Source organism: Allorhizobium sp. nf9_anc (assembly GCF_056323085.1).
The window spans coordinates 2247805-2266306 of the sequence record NZ_CM150481.1 but is presented as its reverse complement, the minus strand read 5'-3'; the positions used below and the strand labels follow the sequence as shown (position 1 = coordinate 2266306).

Here is an 18502-nt window from a genome sequence, read left to right as displayed (position 1 = left end):
ACTGGTACCTCATGGTAAGATCTGAAGCGCAGGGGCGTCTTCCCGGTATCGCCCCTGTCTCCGTTGTCGACATTGGCTCAAACTCGATCCGTCTGGTGATCTATGAGGGCCTTGCCCGCGCGCCGACGGTTCTCTTCAACGAGAAGGTCCTGTGTGGCCTCGGCAAGGGCGTGGCGACGACCGGCCGCATGGACGAGGATGGTGTCGAGCGGGCGCTCGCAGCACTCTGCCGCTTCCGCGCGCTGTCCAACCAGGCCCAGGCGACCCGCATGTATGTGCTGGCAACCGCTGCCGCCCGCGAAGCGTCGAACGGCCCCGATTTCATTACCCGCGCCGAGGAAATCCTCGGCCAGGAGATCCTGGTCCTGACAGGCGAGGAAGAGGCGAAATACTCAGCGCTTGGCGTTGTCAGCGGCTTCCACGATGCAGACGGCATCGCCGGTGACCTCGGCGGCGGATCGCTTGAACTCATCGACATCAAGGGCAAGGGTTTCGGCAAGGGCATTACCTTGCCGCTCGGCGGCCTGCGCCTGTCGGAAACCGTCGAGGGCTCTCTGCCCAAGGCGCGGACCTTTGCCAAGAAGCTGATCGGCGACGCAAGCCTTTTGAAGAAGGGGCAGGGCCGCACCTTCTATGCAGTCGGCGGCACCTGGCGCAACATCGCCAAGCTGCACATGGAAATCCGCAAATATCCGCTGCACATGATGCAGGGCTATGAGCTTCCCTATGATGAGATCGCCTTCTTCCTCGAGGAGATCATCTCGGGCGCCAACAGCCGCGATCCGGCCTGGTCGACGATCTCCAAGAGCCGGCGCAACCTGATCCCCTTCGGCGCGATCGCCATGCGCGAGGTGATCGAGACCATGCAGCCGAAGAGCGTCTGCTTCTCGGCACAAGGCGTGCGCGAAGGCTATCTCTATTCGCTGTTGCTGGAAGAAGAGCAGGCGCTCGATCCGCTGATCGAGGCAGCCGACGAACTGGCGATCCTCCGCGCCCGCTCGCCCGAACATGCCCGCGAACTCGCAGACTGGACGGGCCAGATGATGCCCTTCTTCGACATCGAGGAAACGGAAGAGGAAAGCCGCTACCGCCAGGCCGCCTGCCTGCTCGCCGATATCAGTTGGCGCGCTCACCCCGACTATCGCGGGCTGCAGGCGCTCAACGTCATCGCTCACTCCTCCTTTGTCGGCATCACCCATCCGGGCCGCGCCTTCATTGCGCTCACCAATTACTACCGCTTCGAAGGCCTGCATGACGACGGCCAGACCGGGCCCCTTGCGGCCATCGCGACCGAGCGTCTGCTCGACCGCGCCAAGCTCGTCGGTGGCATGCTCAGGGTGGTCTATCTCTTCTCGGCCTCAATGCCGGGCGTGGTACACAATCTGAGTTTCCGCCGCTCGGATAATCCCGAACTCGATCTCGAATTCGTCGTGCCGAAGTCCTATCAGGACTTTGCCGGTGAGCGGCTCGACGGGCGCCTGATGCAACTGTCGAAGCTGACGGGCAAGAGGCTGGCCTTCGTCTTCGAATAGGGGCGCAAGCGCACTCCTATCCACCCATCTCTCGCTTGAGTGCTGTGATCGCGATGGCGATTGCCCGCGTCTGAGGGACGGGCTACAAATCTCCAAGATTTGCAGCCTTGATTGGAGAGGGCGTCATGGCGGTCAGCAGCAATCCCAAGCAAGGACCGCTCCCCGCAGCGATCCGCAAAACGATGCTGGCCTTGGCGCTGGCCACCTCGCCGTTGATCTTCCTTGTGCCTAACGTCCACGCCGAAGAGGCGCGTGTATGGATGGGGGAGACGCAGGAGGGTGGCGCCGTGCTCCTCTACGGCATGCCACAGACCGATGATGTGCCGGTGAGCTTCCGCTGTGAACTGCCGGCACGCGCATTTATCATGACGCTCTCGCTGGATCCGGATTTCGAACCGAAGAGCGGCACGTTAAAGCTGACGGTGACAGCGCCGCCTGCCACCGACCAATTGGTCGTCGATGCAGAGATCCAGTTTCTGGAAGAGATGGAGCTGACATTCCTCGAAGCGCGCCCGGCCTTCGATTCAGCCATCGCCCGGATGCTCAAGCAGGGATCAGAGCTGAAGTTCACAATTGGCGAGAAGACCTTTGCCTATCCGCTGACCGGGGCGGCTGAAGCCATGGGACCGATCGAGGCGGCCTGCGCCAAGCCGACCTGACGATCACGCGCACCCAGCCTCGTTAAAAGAAAGCGCAGGATCATGAGACCCTGCGCCTTTCTCTTTGATGGTCCCGGCCAAACACCTTTCGGTGCCCGACCGGGAGATCTTGAAGTCGCTTATTTCGCCGCGAGGAAAGCGCCGACTTCGAGCAGGACGAACTCGTTGTCGTCGGCCTTGTCGAGCGCACGGCCGGCCGAGAATGGCAGGTTGTTGTCATTGCCGACGATGATATGGGTCGGATCGACCACGTCGACATTCTCGATGGTGACGAACGGCATGTCGTAGAAGCCTTCGCCGCCGCCCTGACGCTTCTTGTTGTCGGGGTCTTCGATCTTCATCAGATCGATATAGCCGATCTTGCGCACGGCCTTGCCGGCATTCTCGTCCGTCATCTCGATCTTGTAGATGCGCTTGTGCTTGGCCGGAACGGCGAAGCAGTCGGCAGCCGGCGCCTTCGGATCGGCGCAGGCCTTTTCAACCACACCCGCACCATTGTCACGCTCGATGACGAGGGCCGTCGTTTCGTCGATCATGTTGAAATCGCCGATCGCCTCGCCACCTTCCGACAGCGGATAGAGCCAGGTCTTGCCGGTCCAGGCCTTGGAGGCGGCATCGAGCTCGATGATGCGCAGTGCCGTGAGGCCATCGGCCTTCTCGACGGAGCCGTCTTCGAGATAAAGCGGGCCTTCGAGCATGCCATAGAGCTTCGTGCCGTCCTTCGACATGGCAAGGCCTTCATATCCGCCGGAGCGCTTGAGGTTGAAGACCGGCATCTTGGCGGCTGGATTGGCCGGCACGACGAGGGTCGGATTGTCGGGTGACTTCACGTCGATCTCGCCGGCCTTCGTCGCGATGACGTCGGTCAGCACGCCCTCGGTCGAGAACTTCAGGATGTAAGGGCCAAGCTCCTCGCCGACCCAGAAACCATCCGCCACCGGCTGGATGGATTCGACGTCGAAGTCGGCACCGGTCAGGTAACGCTTCTCCGAGCCTTCCATGGTGATCGGGAAGGGGGCCTTCTTGTCGGGATCGGTGAGGAAGAGGGTCTTTTCGACCTTAACCGCGCCGGCATCCCAGTCGAAGGTCAGGTGGTGCAGCATCAGCATCGCATCTGTCGAGTTGCTCTTCGAGCCGAAGCCGTTGTCGGACAGGCTCCAAAAGGTGCCGTCTGCCATGGCCTTGATGCCGGAGAAGCCCTGCAGCGGCTGGCCGTCGAAAGGAAGCGACAGGCCCGTCAGGCGCACACCGTCCTTGCCGGGTACGCTGCCGAGCGCGTCCGCACGCTTCCGGTCTGCGGTCGAGAACTTGCCGGAGGTCTTCAGATAATCGGGCGCATCGGCCGGTGCTGCGATGATTGTGTTCGCCGGCAGGATGGCATGGTTGACGAGCTTCGCCGGGAAGGTCTTCTCCTCGGCCGAGGCCTGAGAGACGAAAAGGATGAAGAGCGCGGCAGAAGTCAAAAGGGATTTGGTCATGGCGTCACCTTGTTGGAAGGGAGGAAACGCCGCTGTCCTTAAGGAGCCTTCATGTCGCACCGATTGCCGTTGGGTGAAGTTTCAGTGACGCCACCCGTTACCCACAGGCTAGCCGAGCCAAGCGGGCAGATCGCCGCGATCTTCACCCGTGACGGCTGCCTCCACACAGGCCGCCAGACTGCCGAAACGCATGGTACGCCCGGTCAGGCCCGGGCCGTAATGGGCATATTTGCCGGAATTGGTCATGATGGTCAGGGCATCGACCGGAATGATCGGTTCGGTCACCATGCACCAGCAGGTGTCGTTGACGAGGGTCACGCCGAAGTCGGTGAGCAAAGCCACATCGCCTGCCGCTTCCGCCTTTGCCATCTCGGCGCGTCCGCATGTGATGACAAGGGGCACGTTCGCGTGCCGCGTCTTCCCGCGACAGAGCGCGGCAAGCGCTGCCAGTTCGGTGGCCGAAAAATGCGGATTGCCGAGCGAGACCACCTGCACAGGACCGGCATCTGCGCCGTTCAGCTCGCGCCAGGCCCGCAGCAGGTCGTCGTAGGTGAGTGCAATCGTCGGCAGGCCCAGCGCCGCGAAAGCATCGGGGCTCTGCGCCTCCGGTGTGACATCAGCGATGTGGAACATCGGAGCCGCCGAGGTGGTGGCGAACGCTGCCCCGAAGGCCTTCAGCGAGTCTGTGTCGGGCCGATGCTCGGACACCCCTTCGACCAGCGGAATGGCATCCGGCGAAACGGTCCCGATCAGATAACCGAGCAGTGGCCAGAGGCTGTCATCGACGTCCTCAAGCGGCGGCACGGTAACACGGACCTGCGGGGCACGCTCCTCCGGCAGATGACAGCCGGCCTTGGGAGCCCGTCCCGTCAGCGCGATCGCGATGTCGAGATAATCCGGATACTTCATCGTCCGCGCGCCGAGCACGCTATTGGCATAGACGACGGCATTCGATTCCGCCCAGACGATCTGCTCGTCGCGCGCGGGCCGGTCATCGAGCAGATAGGGCGCGCAGGTGAAGGTCGGTTGTGCCCCCATCGCCACATAGGCATCGGCCACAGCCGCTGCCGGACGCCCGAGCGCTTCAGACACACCCTGCGCCTGCCAGCGGCGGTGATCGACCGAAATCGCATTCAGCGTCGTCGGCACCACGACGCGGCCGCCGAGATCGCGCAGCTTTTCGGCAAAGGCGAGGCCGCCAGGACCGGTATAGATGCAGCCATCGATATGCGCGCGCGTGATGTCAATCAGCTCTGTCGCGCCTTCGAGCGCTGCCATCCGGAGCACGATCCGCATGGCGACCGCGGCTGCTTCGCCCCGCTCGCCTGCGAGAATGGCCTTGTCCGCCTCCGTGAGCGCGATGTCAGAGCCAATCCCTGCAATGGCATCGCTGATCCGGACGCGCTTGGCTGTCTTCAGCCCGGCAAACGCTTGCCTGCCGACCGCAATCACCGGAATGGACCGCCCGAACACCTCCTCGGCGACGATAACACCGAGCGTGATGATCGCCTCGGGATGTTCGAGCACGATTGCGGCGGGACCCTTTCCGTTGAGGATCAGTTCGAGGATCACACCGCTGCCGGTGCAGGAGCCACGGCTGGTCGGCAAGGCCAGCACGCGTCCCGTCAGCCGCTCGCCGCTCAACGGGTGATGCCGGTCGATGATCTCGCCGGTCAAGGCATCGGCGCCACCCCAGAAGCTGAGCGCCGTATCGGTGAACAGCACCTCGCCCTCAGCGGAGCCCGAGACGAGCACGCGGCCCGATATGTTGACGGTGTCATGGAGGCTGCTCATCATTCCGTCTCCGTAAGCGCCAGGACCGCAAAACTCGCCAGCCAGTGTTCACCCATATAGTCGCCAGCCACATGCGCGATCCCGGCTTCGAGATGCCCATGCGCGGCCTTGATCATCACGGGTCGGCGCGGGTCCGTGTCCGGCAGAATGCCTGCCAGAGAGGCCCAGCACCAGGCGCGACTGAGGCTTAGGCCATCGAGATGGGCAATCTTGCCATCCGAGCGGTCGGAGACGGAGGCGGGGGCAAAGAGCGTGCGCGGCTGCTTGGCTGCAATGTCTGGCAGGAAACCATCGAACCAGTGGGCGAATTCGCCAGCCGGCAGAAGCCGTCTCATGCATTCCGCCTCGATCAGCGCCGGTGACAGGAAGTCATCGCCTGAAGGTTCGCCCCAGGCAGGGCAGGCGGTGTCAGAGCCGTACCAGCGTTGCGCCGTGGCGCGCAGCAGATCGAAGAAAGTGTCATCTGCGACGGTGTCGGCATAGTCGGCGGCGAGCCTCAGCGCAAAGGCGGTGTTGTAATGCGTGCCTGTTCGCACTGGATAGGTGGCAAGCGGCAGGAAGTCGCGGAAGCGCTGGACGATCCGCTCCGTCAGCGGCGACAAGGCCTTGGCCCAGGCTGCATTCTCGTGGCCGTGCAACTCGGCGGCAAGCTTCAGCAACCAGCCCCAGCCATAGGGACGCTCGTATCCGCGCGCCATCGGCCGGTCGAAATAGCCGCATTCGCCGACGATCCTGTCGGGCACCAGCATCGTTGAGAAGAGATCACGGATCGCCAGCCCCTCCGGCATCTCGGGATAGAGGCGCAAAAGCCGCGCCAGCATCCAGTAGCCATGCACGCAGGAATGCCAGTCATAGCTGCCGTAAAAGACTGGATGAAGCTCGGATGGCGTCTTCGCATCCTCAGGCCCTTCGAGCCCATGCAGGATATGGTTGGGATATTCGCGGGTGACATGGCCGAGCGCGATGGTCGCAAAGCGGGAGGCAAGCTCGGATGTCAGCCGCGTGGTCATCCCTTATCTCCCAATTCCAGCCGGTCGCCCCAGTCTGCCCGGCGTATGTCCTTGAAGGCCTCGCCATCGCGTTTGCTGAGCGTCAGCTCGGTGGCAGTGCCATCGGTCCGACAGAGCTTGACCCGCCCGACACCGCCATTGACGCGCGGCGGAGACAGCACCCGGTCGCCGCTGATCGTGACAGGCTCGCGCGAAGCGGCGATGAAGACGTACTTCTCATCCTCCCACGGCACTTCGGCGCCCTTGGCCATCCGATGCACCCGCGAGCGCGCCACACGCCTTGAGAAGTGGCACCAGTCCGGTGCCACGATCGGACAGTTTTCCGCATGCATGCAGGGCGCCACGAGATGCGCCCCGAGGGATCGGAGCTTGTCACGGACGGCGAGAATGCGCTGCCATCCGGCCGGTGTACCCGGCTCGATGACGACGAGCATGCCTTTGGTCAGCGTCCAGAGTTTTTCAGTGACGGATCCGATGGTTGCCGGCGGAAGTTCGTCCAGGACATAGGCGAGTGTCACAAGATCGGCTGGCCCAAGCGTCGGGATCCTGGCTGTGACGTCGCCGGCCTGCCAGCGGCTCTTGACGCTGCCGGAGGCGGCTAGTTTTTCACCGACGCTGCGGATCGCGCCGCTCGCTTCCACCATCTCGGCGGAGTTGAGGCTGCCCCAGGTGTCGGCGGCCGCCCAGAGTGCTGTGCCCGGTCCGCAGCCGAGATCGATCAGGGTCTCCGGCTGGAAATCCGGTGCCGCATCCTCGACCATAGCCAGTGCCGCGCGCACCGCAGCAAAGGTGGCGGGCAGGCGGGTCGCAAGATAGGCCTTTGCGGCGAGACCATCATCGATGTGAAACCGCCCGTCGCGCACCTCGCGTCGATAGCGATCCGAGAGAATGGCGCTCGCCTTGGCGAGCCGTTCCAGCGGTTCGCCCTGGAGCATCTGGTCGACGGCGGAGCGAAGCGGGGCGGGAAGTTCCATGGGGTGTCCTCAGCCGCGCCGCGCCGCCCATTCGGGGCGGAGAATGGACATCAGGAGGAAATCTGCGCGGCTGCCGTCGGGCAGAAGCGCTGCCTCGCGCAGCACGCCTTCCTGAATGAAGCCGATCTTGCGGTAGACCGTTTGCGCACGCAGGTTGCCGCTCACCACATCGAGCCAGAGGCGGTGGGCATTGGTTTCAAGAAAAGCAAAGTCGACGGCGCCTGCCAGCAGTGGTGTGCCCACGCCCTTTTCCGGGCTCGCAACGGCGATGCGCTTGACGCAGGCATTGCCGTCGCGCCGGTTGAGATCCATCAGGATGACGAAGCCGAGGGACGCGCCCTCGGCGTTCTCGCCGATCAGATACGCAAACGAGGGGTTCGCAAGCTGCGCCATGTGCTCGTCAACGCCATAGCGTCCGATGAACTGGTCATAGCCCGGCTTGCGCTCGGTCTCCATGATGAACGGGATATCGGCCTCCGTTGCACGGCGCAGGGAAAGCGCCGTCACGGATCAGAACTCCACCGCTTCGACGCGCTTGTCGACGAAGCGCAGGCCGACGCCGCCGGAGATCAGCTTGAGCGCGAGGTCGCCGAACAGCTCCTTGCGCCAGCCCTGAAGTGCTGCCACCTGGGCCTTTTCGCCTTCGGCCGCGATCTTCTCCAGATCATCGCTGTTGGCGATCACCTTGGAGGCGACTCCGTGCTTTTCAGAGGTGAGGCGCAGCAGAACCTTGAGCAGTTCGACCGCCGACTGCGTGCCCTCAGGCGCATGGGCGTGGCGCTCCAGATGCGGCATCTCCGACTTCGGAAGTGCGAGCGCCGCATTGACCTGTTCAAGGATGGCAGCGCCCGAGCTGGACCGTTCCCAGCCCTTCGGGATGGTGCGCAGGCGCCCAAGCGCCTCCACGTCCTTCGGCTGCTGCTGCGCGATTTCGTAAATCGCATCGTCCTTCAACACGCGCGAGCGCGGTACGTTGCGGGCACGCGCCTCGCGTTCGCGCCAGGCTGCGACATATTGCATGACGGCAAGTTCGGTCGGCTTGCGCAGCCGCATCTTCAGCCGCTGCCAGGCCTGTTCCGGCGGAAGGTCGTAGGTCTCGCGGGATTCGAGGATCGCCATCTCCTCGGTCAGCCATTCCGCCCGGCCTTCTGCGTCCAACTGGCCTTTCAGCTTCAGATAGACGTCGCGCAGATGGGTGACATCGGCGAGCGCATAATCGAGCTGCTTCTCTGACAAGGGACGGCGGCTCCAGTCGGTGAAGCGTGAGGTCTTGTCGATATGAACGTTCTTCACCTTCTGAACGAGCTGGTCATAGGAGACCGAGTCGCCAAAGCCGCAGACCATCGCCGCAACCTGCGTATCGAAGATCGGATGCGGGATCAGATCGCCGAGATGGAAGATGATTTCGATGTCCTGGCGTGCCGCATGGAAGACCTTCACGACGGCGGAATTGGCCATCAGCTCGAAGAAGGGCTTGAGGTCCAGGCCCTTGGCCATCGGGTCGACGATGTATTCATGTTCCGGGCTCGCCATCTGGATGAGGCAGAGTTCCGGCCAGAAGGTCGTTTCGCGGAGAAATTCCGTGTCGATCGTGATGAAATCGGATTGAGCGAGGAGGCGGCAGGCCTCTTCGAGCGCGGCAGTGGTATCGATCATTTCGGCTCGGTCATGGAAACTAAAGGATCAACCTTAGTTTCCCTTCTGGCCTTCCTTGTCAATATGAACGACCGGGAAACGGGGCCTGTAAGCCCTCTTCAAAGGGTGAAGTCCCTTAATCGTCGGCTGAAACAGCCTTCAGCGCGGCAATATTCTGGCTGTGGACCGCCTCATAGGGCGCGAAATAGGTAAGGGTTCCGGCGCTCAGTTCCGGTGCGATGAAGCGCTCAAGGCTCTCGTCGGACAGTTCCTGTTCGTCGAGACGCAAGAGCAGCCGCGTCAGATAATCGCGTGTGGCCGTAATCAGCGATGGCGGATAGCCGCCCGCGGCAATGACCGTCTCGTCGCCGTGATTGGGCAGGATCCTGACAAAATCGAGTGTCGCCAGCCGGTCGAGTTCGGCGATGTGCCGAGACGTATTATTGGGCTCGGAGATATAGGTAACGGTGTCTTCGAGCGTGTCGCCCGCCAGCAGCACGCCGAGATGCGGCAAAAGGAGCACGGTGCCGTCGGCGCTGTGAATGTCGAATTGCATCAGCTTTACCGTGATGTCGCCGACCTCAAGGGGCATCTCGCCGTCAAAGGTCTCGGTCGGCATGACGACCGGATTGATCGGCGGGTCCTTGGCGACAAGCACCTTGCGCTTCTCGATCAGCGTGTCCCGCGTCAGCTTGTTCGACAGGATCGGGCAGTCGATGAAGCCCGCATTGCCCGCGACATGGTCGGTATGCCAGTGGCTGAGCACGACCCGGATACTGGTGACGCCGAGGCTGGAGAGATGGCTGCGGATGGCGCGCGCGTGATCGAAGGAGATATGCGTGTCATAGACCAGCGCCTCGCGCCCCGAAACGATCGCATAGCTCGCAACGCCGAGACCGTAAGCGCCGTCGTCGAGCCAGTTCGGCTTGTCGGAATGCAGACGTTTGCCGAGGATGCGTCCGTCGTAATAGGCATACAGCCCCGGATAGGGCTCGTGGATGCGCATCGTCTCGGCAAGGCTCATGTCATGTCACTCGGAAATAGCCGGTCATCCCGGTCTTCTGGTGTTCGATGATGTGGCAATGGAAGACCCAGTCGCCCGGGTTGTCGGCCACCAGCGCAAGCTGGACCTTTTCATCCGGCAGCACAAGGTAGGTATCCGAGACGAGCGGCTGGACCTCGCGCTTGTTCGAAGAGATGGCCTTGAAGTTCATGCCATGGAGATGGATCGGATGGGCGTGCGGCGTGACATTCTCGACATTGAGCAGATAGGTTTGGCCCAACTTCAGCTCCGCGATCGGTGCGGTCGGATCAGGTGTGTCGCCCGGGTAGGGCACCTTGTTGATCGCCCAGAAGGAATAGCCGAGCGTACCGCAGATCGAATCGCGGGCGGCAGTTTCGGCAGTGGCGCTGAGCACGAGCGGAATCTCGGTCGCGTTGGAGAGATCCGCATCGACGCCGGCATTTTCGGCGAGCGGCCCGAGATCCCCGAGATTGCGTTTGAGCGATGAGCCAACGGCCCTGAGCCGCGCCACCACCTTCGCCGTCGAGGGTCTGATGTCTTCCAGAACCATCTCCGCACCTTCGCTGTCGGCGACGCGAATGGCGAGATCCAGTCGCTGCCCCGGCGAGACGACAGCCATGTCGAGGGCCATGCGCTCTGGCACCGGATGCCCATCGATCGCGATGATCTGCGCCTCGGCGCCGGCGAGCTTGAGATTGTAGATGCGCGTCACATCGGCGGCGAGGATGCGCACACGCACGAGGCCACCGGCCGGAACGTCATAGCGCGGTTCGGGGTGCCAGTTGGCGGTGCGCAGCGTTCCGAACGTGCCGGTCTTCGCCGCATCGCGCGGCTTGAACTGCTCAATGAACTGACTGTCGCCGCCGAGCCGGAAATCCCTGAGGTTCAGCACCACCTCGCCATCGAAGGCAGGATCGCGATCGTCTTCCACCACCAGCACACCGGCCAGCCCTCGGCCCATCTGCGTCAGCGTGTTGCAATGTGGGTGATACCAGAAGGTGCCGGCATCCGGTGGCGAGAAGGCGTAGTCGAAGCGGTCGCCGGTATAGACGTAAGGCTGGGTGACGAAGGGCACACCGTCCTGATCGTTCGGCAACCGGATGCCGTGCCAGTGGATCGTGGTCGGCTCGTCCAGCCGGTTGATCAGCTGCGCTTTGAAGGCTTCGCCGCGTCTGGCACGAAGGATGGGCGGGGAGGGATCTGCAGATGTCTGCCCGGCAAGCGCATAGCGCATCACTCCACGCGTCGCCTGCTTGCCGTCGAGCGGTACATCGCCGGTCATCGCCTCGATTTCGATCGGGTCTGTGGCGGCCAGCGCCTGGCTGAGGCGCGGCATTACCGCAAGGCCGGTGCTATAGGCGCCGAGCACGGCAGCAGATTTGAGAAGGGTGCGGCGGGAAACAAAGGTCACGGTCGGAACTCTCACTGATCGTCCCGTTTTTAAAGTTGAGACGACTGATCAGCAATAGTGCAGGGGCGCCATGCTGTCGCAGGTGTGACGATGATCATCTCAGCCGCCATCCTTCTCGTTGGGCGGGGTCGCGAGCTTGCTGAAAAAGGCCGAGGTGCGCAGCAGGCTGCGGAAGCGCATGCGCCGCTTCTCGGTCGGCACCGCATCGCGCGCCCGGATGCGGGCAAGGGTATAGGCGACGAAGAAGGTGAGGACCACGATCGTATAGGCAAACAGCGCATGCGGCCCGAAGGCATCCATCAGGAAAGAGGCAATCAGCGGACCGACGACAGCGCCGATCGACCAGAAAAACAGGGTGCCGGCCGAAACCAGCGCATGCTGGCCCGGTGCCGCATGGTCATTGGCATGCGCTGAGCACAGCGAATAGAGGGGGAGGGCAAAGGCGCCGAAGGTGAAGATGCCGATGAAGTTTGCGAGTTCGCCATCGCCTGCGAGGAAGGCGAGGTAGAGCGAAGCAAGCAACGCCCCGATCGTCGAGACGAGGATGATGACGCGGCGGTCCAGTTTGTCGGAGTAGTGGCCGAGCGGATATTGCAGCACGATGCCGGCGAAGATGCCGATGCTCATGAAGGTGGCGATCGAGGTCACCGACATGCCGATGCCGTCGGCATAGATGGGGCCAAGTGAGCGGAAGCTCGAATTGGTGAGCCCGATGACGATGCAGCCGACGGTCGCGAGCGGTGAGACGGACCACAGGACCTTGATGTCGAACTTGACGTCCTTCGGCGGGGCGGGGCTCGACTTGTCGGCAAACGAGATCGGCACCAGAGACAGCGAGAGTGCCATGGCGATGATCGCGAAGAGATCGATGCCGGAGACCCCAAAGAGCGGGATCATGTACTGCGCCGCCGTCACCGAGCCGAGATCGACGAAGCGATAGACGGAGAGCGTACGCGCTCGGGTGGCATTGGTGACGCGGGCGTTGAGCCAGCTTTCGACGACGGCGAAGAGGCCAGCAAAACAGACACCCTGCACGAGACGCATCAGGAACCAGGAGATCGGGTCGATCACCAGCACCATCATGATCGAGGCCGCGGATGCGATGGCCGCGAGCGCCGAGAAAGCCCTGATATGCCCGATCGCCCGCATGATCTTGGTGATGTAAACGCAGCCGAACACGAAGCCGATGAAATAGCCCGCACCGACCATGCCGATCACGGAGGTGCTGAAGCCTTCCTCGATGCCGCGCAGCGCGATGAAGGTGCCCTGCAATCCGTTGCCGCCGATCAGGATGCCGGCGGTGATGAGAAGCGGGATGAGGGGACGGATGTCTTGCATGAATGGGCCTGCGGGCCGCGGCGAGGGCGAGTGGTGTTTGAGTCGGTGCCGTGGCAGGTCCGAATTCCTAAACCTCTTTGGTGGGTGACGACAGGCCAAAATCCCAGCCTGCCGCCACGCGCCCAGATTTAACCGTCAGAGGAAGGGTCGCCCCTGGACGGCTTGAACGAAAGTGCCGACGACCACGGCGATGGAGATGAAGGCGCCAAGTGCGATGCCGGGCCTTGCGAAGCGTGGAGCCACGCGGTCGAGGCCAACACCCAGGATCGGCAAGGCCTGCATGATGTGGGTGGCGAAGAAATGCGGCACCCGCAGATCGCCGCCGGTGCGCGACCAGCCGAACAGCGGCACACCGCCTACATCCGTCTTGATGCCGCCGACCCAGTGACCTGGCCCGTCGATTTGGCCGCCGCCGAGCGCAAAGGCGGTGATCAGGGTCGCCACGCTGCCGAGCGCGAGACCCCAGCCGCCGCCGAGCCGCAAGCCGGCGGGCGAACCGGCACGCGGTCGGCGCAGGATATAGACCCCGATCACCAGGCTCGAGAGCACAAGCAGGGCCGCCGCCACGCCCATCACGCTATAGGCCGTGGCCTCGAAAGCTGTGCTGTCGTTGAAATGCGAGGCCCGGCCCCGAGCGGCCTGCAGGGTGATGTAGAAGACCTCGCCATTTGCCGTGATCGCTGCCATGAGGCTCGCCAGAAAAACGCCGAGCCCGGCCCGCGTTCGCGTCTCGATCAGTGGCAGGAGCAGGATGAGCGTCAGAAGCATCATGGTGAGCGACGCCTGGAACTTCAGCGGCTTGCTCCAGACGCTGATACCGTTGATCAGCCGGTCGTCGAGGCCAAGCGCAATGACGCTCGGAAAGGCCAGCGCCACCGACAGCCCGATACCGACGATCAGCACAAGGCGGGTTCTTTGTTCGGCAGCAGCGAGATCCGGCGATGGCGCGAGCGCAACACTGTCGTTGAAGAGCATGGTCATCGGTCAGGCCTTTCGGGGGCTGAGCGCGGTTTCGGTCGCGCGGGTGAGAGAAAGGAGCAGGAGGCCCAGAGGCCCGAACATGAAGGTCGCAACCAGCATCGGCGCCTGCAGCAGGCGATTGTAGCCGCGCTTGTCTGCCTCGACGGCAATCCAGGTGCCGATGAAGAGATCAAAGGCGAGGTAGTGCACCCAGCCGGCGACAAGCATCGGATCGCTCATGAAGAGCGCCCGCACCTCCGCGATCGACCCGAAGCCGCCGCCCTCGACGCGGAAGAAGTAGACGAGGATCAAGACGGCATAGGTGAGCGACAGCGCGCCGATCAGGCCGAAACGGATGAAGGCGATGAGGGCTGCCCAGCGCGGCGCGAGGATAAGCAGCAACCAGCCGGCCATGGCAGTGCTGCTGGTGATCGAAAACACGGTATCGGCGGACATGGGAGCCTCATCTTGACGGTGACAAGATAAGCATGCGCCATAACTTGGCAATGTCAAGATTGATTTTGACGATCCGGTTTCGAGCGTTTATGAAGGGGCATGGCAAGACAGAAATCCTATCACCATGGCGACCTGCACCAGGCGCTGATCGGCAACGGGCTCGACATGCTCGAAGAGCAGGGCCTCGAAGGCCTGACGCTGCGCAAACTCGCCGCCCGGGTCGGCGTGTCCCATGCAGCCCCCGAACACCATTTCCCGACCCTGCGGCACCTGATGACCGCCTTTGCCGTCGAAGGCTTTCGGCTGTTTGCCGCGTCGATGCGCGAGGCCATGGCGGCAGCCCCTGATGATCCGGCAGAGCAGCTACGCGCGGCCTCACGCGGCTATCTGAACTTTGCCAGGTCCCGCCCGCATCTCTTCCGCCTGATGTTCACCGCCAATCGCCTCGACTGGGACGACCCGGCCATCGGCCCGCCGGCGAACGCCGCCCATGCCGTGCTCGAGGAAATCTCGTGGCCGGTGGCGAAGCGGATGAAATTGGATACGCCGGAGGGCAGGGCGGCGGTGGAGCAACTCGTCTGGTCGCAGATCCACGGCCATGCCCACCTGATGATCGACGGCAAGCTGCCACCGGAGGGCGATGGCGGCACTGGCTCCGAGCCTTTTGCGGCGCCGCTGGATCTGGCGAGTGTGCTTTTGCCGGAGTGAGGGGGAGGCGCCTCCGTTCAGGCCAAACACGCCGTCCTTTGCCGTTCCTGAAGCATCATCATTCTCAGCAAAGTTTTCTCGCTTTTGCGCCAGAAGCAAACGCTGCGGCTTCTCAATAAAGCGCTCTGACGGCTACGTCAGGTCGTGGAGGTCTTTGCCCAAGGCCCGCCCTAATTGCCACTCACTAAATCTTACCTCCAAGCCGGCACGTTCGGGAGTGCAGCACATTGGGCCAACGAGATAATACTCCGCTTCTGGAAATGGGCAGAGGCGGACCAATGCCCACGTTTTTGCATCGGCTGATGCCTGTATCCGCAATACGCCATTCTGTACGGTCACCCTGATCCAGAAATCGGATGGGTCGCCGCCGTATCGCCCTGTTGCCCAGTCGGAGGCTCCATCCGTCAGCACGCTGCCGAGCAAGCCATATCCGTCCGAAAACTCGATCCCGGTCTTGACCCACCGTCTTTCGTCGAGCCTGACCATGAGGCCAGCCTGGTCGTATAGATGTTCGAAATGCGCCTGGACACGAACCTGGGCAGTGAAATCGCTTTCGGCCTGGAATGCGTAGAAGTGGCCACTGTCGCGCACAAAACCATAGTGTGTCTCTCGCCAAAAATCCGTGTTGGCGTCAGTCGTTACGGAGAGTTCGGTATCCGAAGCATCTGTTTTTGTGGGCTCATTGAGCCACCGTCCGTTCTTAAAACTCTGCAACTTCGTCACCCAATACAACTAGTTTCATGGAGGCCTACGTCCGACACTGCTGGCGGTTAGGGACATCACTTACCGTCAGCAACCCCAGTGCGTCGAAGACGTAAGAAGAACTCCGTTATCTCTTCCGGTGTCGATCGCTTGAGGGCGCCACTTGCAATCTCGCTTTGCGTCCAGATCCATGTTGCCGCCGGATCGTGCAACATCGCCCATTCTCCGAACGCTCGCTCTGGGACATGTTCTGCGACATGTACCTTTACCTCGAGGTGGCGGTCGTCGCGCTCAATGCGTTCCAGGGTCTTCCGGACCTCCAGCTCGGGGCCTTCAAGCCATTGCAGGTAGATGTCTGCGCGGCAGATAAGTGCACCTGTGATGCCGTCACGGAGATTTGCGCGCCGGGCCTCCATCAGGATCCCGTCTAAAATTGCGCTGTCATAGCCGAAGGGTTCTGACGAGTAGATGGCCCGAAACACATCCATGCGCTCTTCTCTCCTCTGTTTGGGAAGCCTGATCGACGTATCCCTGCAACATGGCATTCGAGCAGTTTCGCAAGGCGGCGTCTACCAGATACGATCTCGCATCGGGTGTTTCGATCAGAGCCAGATCATGCATCTCCTGAAGTGGATCTGCCGGGCCGTTCTTGCTTCTCGGCAATCCAAAATCTGACAGTCCCCTCGCGGCCCCGTAGCGGCTATGAGCGCAACCAGCTGTTCGGGTCCGTCTCCCCTTTTGCGAAGAAATTACATTCAATTCGCCGCCGCGCCCTCTAATGAGCAAGGCCCAGCACCCAACCTGAGAAACAGCTTCGGCCACGCCCAACACCACGCAGCCTTGACAAATCAGGCGCACCATGCGCTTTTCCGCCCGATTTTCTATCGGCTGGCCGTGTGCCGAATTCTTAATTCCCGCCAGCCGTCTACCAGTCCAGGAAAGCACGACATCATGCATCGTTACCGCAGCCACACCTGTGCCGCTCTTCGCAAATCCGACGTCGGTCAGACCGTCCGCCTCTCGGGCTGGGTCCATCGTGTCCGTGACCATGGCGGCGTGCTCTTCATCGACCTGCGCGACCATTACGGCATCACCCAGGTCGTGGCCGATCCGGACAGCCCGGCCTTCAAGTTGGCGGAAACCGTGCGCGGCGAATGGGTCATCCGCATCGACGGCCTGGTCAAGGCCCGTTCGGAAGAGACCACCAACAAGGCCATGGCAACCGGCGAGATCGAACTCTACGCCCAGGAAATCGAGGTTCTCTCGGCTGCCAAGGAACTGCCGCTGCCGGTCTTCGGCGAGCCCGACTATCCGGAAGACGTGCGCCTGAAGTATCGCTTCCTCGACCTGCGCCGCGACACGCTGCACAAGAACATCGTCAAGCGCACGCAGATCATCTCGTCGATGCGATCAGGCATGGCCGCTGCCGGCTTTGCCGAGTATTCGACCCCGATCCTGACGGCGTCGTCGCCGGAAGGTGCGCGCGACTTCCTCGTGCCGAGCCGTATCCATGAAGGCAAGTTCTTTGCGCTTCCGCAGGCACCGCAGCAGTACAAGCAGCTCCTGATGGTCGCCGGCTTCGACCGCTATTTCCAGATCGCACCCTGCTTCCGCGACGAAGACCCGCGCGCTGACCGTCTGCCGGGCGAGTTCTACCAGCTCGACGTCGAGATGAGCTTCGTCACCCAGGAAGACGTCTGGGCCACGATGGAGCCGATGATGACTGAAGTCTTCGAGCAGTTCGCCGAAGGCAAGCCGGTCACCAAGGAATGGCCGCGCATCCCGTATGACGTCGCGATCCGCAAGTATGGCTCCGACAAGCCGGACCTGCGCAACCCGATCGTCATGGAAGGCGTCACCGACCACTTCCGCGATTCCGGTTTCAAGGTTTTCGCCGGCATGATCGCGTCCAACCCGAAGGTCGAGATCTGGGCGATCCCCGCTAAGACCGGTGGCTCCAGAGCATTCTGCGACCGCATGAACGCCTGGGCGCAATCGACCGGCCAGCCGGGCCTCGGCTATATCTTCTGGAAGGAAGAGGACGGCAAGATTGCCGGCTCCGGTCCGCTCGCCAAGAACATCGGCGAAGAACGCACCGAAGCGATCCGTCAGCAGCTCAGCCTTGAGCCGGGCGATGCTGCCTTCTTCGTCGCAGGCGACCCGGCCAAGTTCTACAAGTTTGCCGGTGAAGCCCGCACCCGCGCTGGCGAGGAACTGAACCTCGTCGATCGCGACCGTTTCGAAATGTGCTGGATCGTCGACTTCCCGTTCTACGAATACAACGAGGAAGAAAAGAAGATCGACTTCGCCCACAACCCATTCTCGATGCCCCAGGGTGGTCTGGAAGCGCTGGAAAGCCAGGATCCGCTGTCGCTCAAGGCCTATCAGTATGACGCGGTCTGCAACGGCTTCGAAATCGCCTCGGGCTCGATCCGTAACCAGTCGCCGGAACTGATGGTCAAGGCCTTCGAAAAGGTTGGCCTGTCCCAGGCGGATGTCGAGGAACGCTTCGGCGGCATGTACCGTGCCTTCCAGTACGGCGCTCCTCCGCATGGCGGCTGCGCTTTCGGCATCGACCGCGTGGTCATGCTGCTCGTCGGTGCGAAGAACCTGCGCGAAATCTCGCTCTTCCCGATGAACCAGCAGGCCCAGGACCTGCTGATGAACGCCCCGTCGCCGGCCACCCCGACGCAGCTGCGCGAACTGGCGCTGCGCGTTGTGCCGCAGCCGAAGAAGGACTGATCGGGTTCGATGCATTGAACGGAAGAGGCCGGGAGTGATCCCGGCCTTTTTTGTTGACCTCAAGGCCAAGAATAAGCCC

General features: G+C 62.4%; 17 protein-coding genes. 4 read left to right on the top strand and 13 right to left on the bottom strand.

Annotated features, from left to right (window positions below; translation table 11 throughout):
* The first annotated feature begins 11 nt into the window (after positions 1–11).
* Both ppx and AC02Y0_RS10965 read left to right on the top strand, forming a co-directional pair.
* On the top strand, positions 12–1532 hold the full coding sequence (gene ppx / locus AC02Y0_RS10970; RefSeq protein WP_476383867.1) for an exopolyphosphatase: 1521 nt from the start codon (positions 12–14) through the stop codon (positions 1530–1532).
* Between the two features lie 125 nt (positions 1533–1657).
* Complete coding sequence (locus AC02Y0_RS10965) at positions 1658–2191, top strand: hypothetical protein (RefSeq protein ID WP_476383865.1); 534 nt, start codon at positions 1658–1660, stop codon at positions 2189–2191.
* Between the two features lie 119 nt (positions 2192–2310).
* Here AC02Y0_RS10965 and AC02Y0_RS10960 read toward each other — a convergent pair whose 3' ends face one another.
* The 11 genes from AC02Y0_RS10960 to AC02Y0_RS10910 all read right to left on the bottom strand — a co-directional run bounded on the left by AC02Y0_RS10960 (position 2311) and on the right by AC02Y0_RS10910 (position 14271).
* Positions 2311–3669, bottom strand: a complete 1359-nt coding sequence (locus tag AC02Y0_RS10960; protein ID WP_476383863.1) for an esterase-like activity of phytase family protein — start codon at positions 3667–3669, stop codon at positions 2311–2313.
* Positions 3670–3777: 108 nt separating this feature from the next.
* Complete coding sequence (gene lhpI, locus AC02Y0_RS10955; RefSeq protein ID WP_476384011.1) at positions 3778–5463, bottom strand: cis-3-hydroxy-L-proline dehydratase; 1686 nt, start codon at positions 5461–5463, stop codon at positions 3778–3780.
* Entirely contained in the window at positions 5463–6473 is a 1011-nt protein-coding gene (locus tag AC02Y0_RS10950) for a DUF2891 domain-containing protein (protein WP_476383861.1), read from the bottom strand. The genes lhpI and AC02Y0_RS10950 overlap by 1 nt, the downstream gene beginning before the upstream one ends.
* A complete protein-coding gene (locus AC02Y0_RS10945; protein ID WP_476383859.1) occupies positions 6470–7447 on the bottom strand; it encodes a small ribosomal subunit Rsm22 family protein in 978 nt (325 codons plus the stop codon). Before AC02Y0_RS10945 ends, AC02Y0_RS10950 begins: the two co-directional genes overlap by 4 nt.
* A 9-nt stretch (positions 7448–7456) precedes the next feature.
* Complete coding sequence (locus tag AC02Y0_RS10940; protein WP_476383857.1) at positions 7457–7954, bottom strand: GNAT family N-acetyltransferase; 498 nt, start codon at positions 7952–7954, stop codon at positions 7457–7459.
* A gap of 3 nt (positions 7955–7957) precedes the next feature.
* The gene (gene rnd, locus AC02Y0_RS10935) at positions 7958–9103 is read right to left on the bottom strand and encodes a ribonuclease D (RefSeq protein WP_476383855.1); all 1146 of its coding nucleotides are present in this window, start codon (positions 9101–9103) and stop codon (positions 7958–7960) included.
* 115 nt (positions 9104–9218) lie between these two features.
* On the bottom strand, positions 9219–10106 hold the full coding sequence (locus tag AC02Y0_RS10930) for an MBL fold metallo-hydrolase (RefSeq protein WP_476383853.1): 888 nt from the start codon (positions 10104–10106) through the stop codon (positions 9219–9221).
* Position 10107: 1 nt separating this feature from the next.
* Complete coding sequence (locus AC02Y0_RS10925; protein WP_476383851.1) at positions 10108–11517, bottom strand: multicopper oxidase family protein; 1410 nt, start codon at positions 11515–11517, stop codon at positions 10108–10110.
* A 99-nt stretch (positions 11518–11616) separates the two neighbouring features.
* Positions 11617–12855, bottom strand: a complete 1239-nt coding sequence (locus tag AC02Y0_RS10920) for an MFS transporter (RefSeq protein ID WP_476383849.1) — start codon at positions 12853–12855, stop codon at positions 11617–11619.
* Between the two features lie 135 nt (positions 12856–12990).
* Positions 12991–13836, bottom strand: coding sequence for a hypothetical protein (locus tag AC02Y0_RS10915; RefSeq protein WP_476383847.1), 846 nt, complete (start codon positions 13834–13836; stop codon positions 12991–12993).
* 3 nt (positions 13837–13839) lie between these two features.
* A complete protein-coding gene (locus tag AC02Y0_RS10910) occupies positions 13840–14271 on the bottom strand; it encodes an ABA4-like family protein (protein WP_476383845.1) in 432 nt (143 codons plus the stop codon).
* A 99-nt stretch (positions 14272–14370) separates the two neighbouring features.
* Between AC02Y0_RS10910 and AC02Y0_RS10905 the strand changes: the two genes are divergently transcribed.
* A complete protein-coding gene (locus AC02Y0_RS10905; RefSeq protein ID WP_476383843.1) occupies positions 14371–14979 on the top strand; it encodes a TetR/AcrR family transcriptional regulator in 609 nt (202 codons plus the stop codon).
* Positions 14980–15111: 132 nt separating this feature from the next.
* Here AC02Y0_RS10905 and AC02Y0_RS10900 read toward each other — a convergent pair whose 3' ends face one another.
* Positions 15112–15693 carry a DUF1349 domain-containing protein gene (locus AC02Y0_RS10900; RefSeq protein ID WP_476383841.1) on the bottom strand — a complete coding sequence of 194 codons (582 nt, stop codon included), beginning with the start codon at positions 15691–15693 and terminating at the stop codon, positions 15112–15114.
* 65 nt (positions 15694–15758) lie between these two features.
* Complete coding sequence (locus tag AC02Y0_RS10895) at positions 15759–16169, bottom strand: BLUF domain-containing protein (RefSeq protein ID WP_476383839.1); 411 nt, start codon at positions 16167–16169, stop codon at positions 15759–15761.
* Between the two features lie 463 nt (positions 16170–16632).
* Between AC02Y0_RS10895 and aspS the strand changes: the two genes are divergently transcribed.
* Positions 16633–18423, top strand: a complete 1791-nt coding sequence (gene aspS, locus AC02Y0_RS10890; RefSeq protein ID WP_476383837.1) for an aspartate--tRNA ligase — start codon at positions 16633–16635, stop codon at positions 18421–18423.
* The last annotated feature ends 79 nt before the right edge of the window (positions 18424–18502 follow it).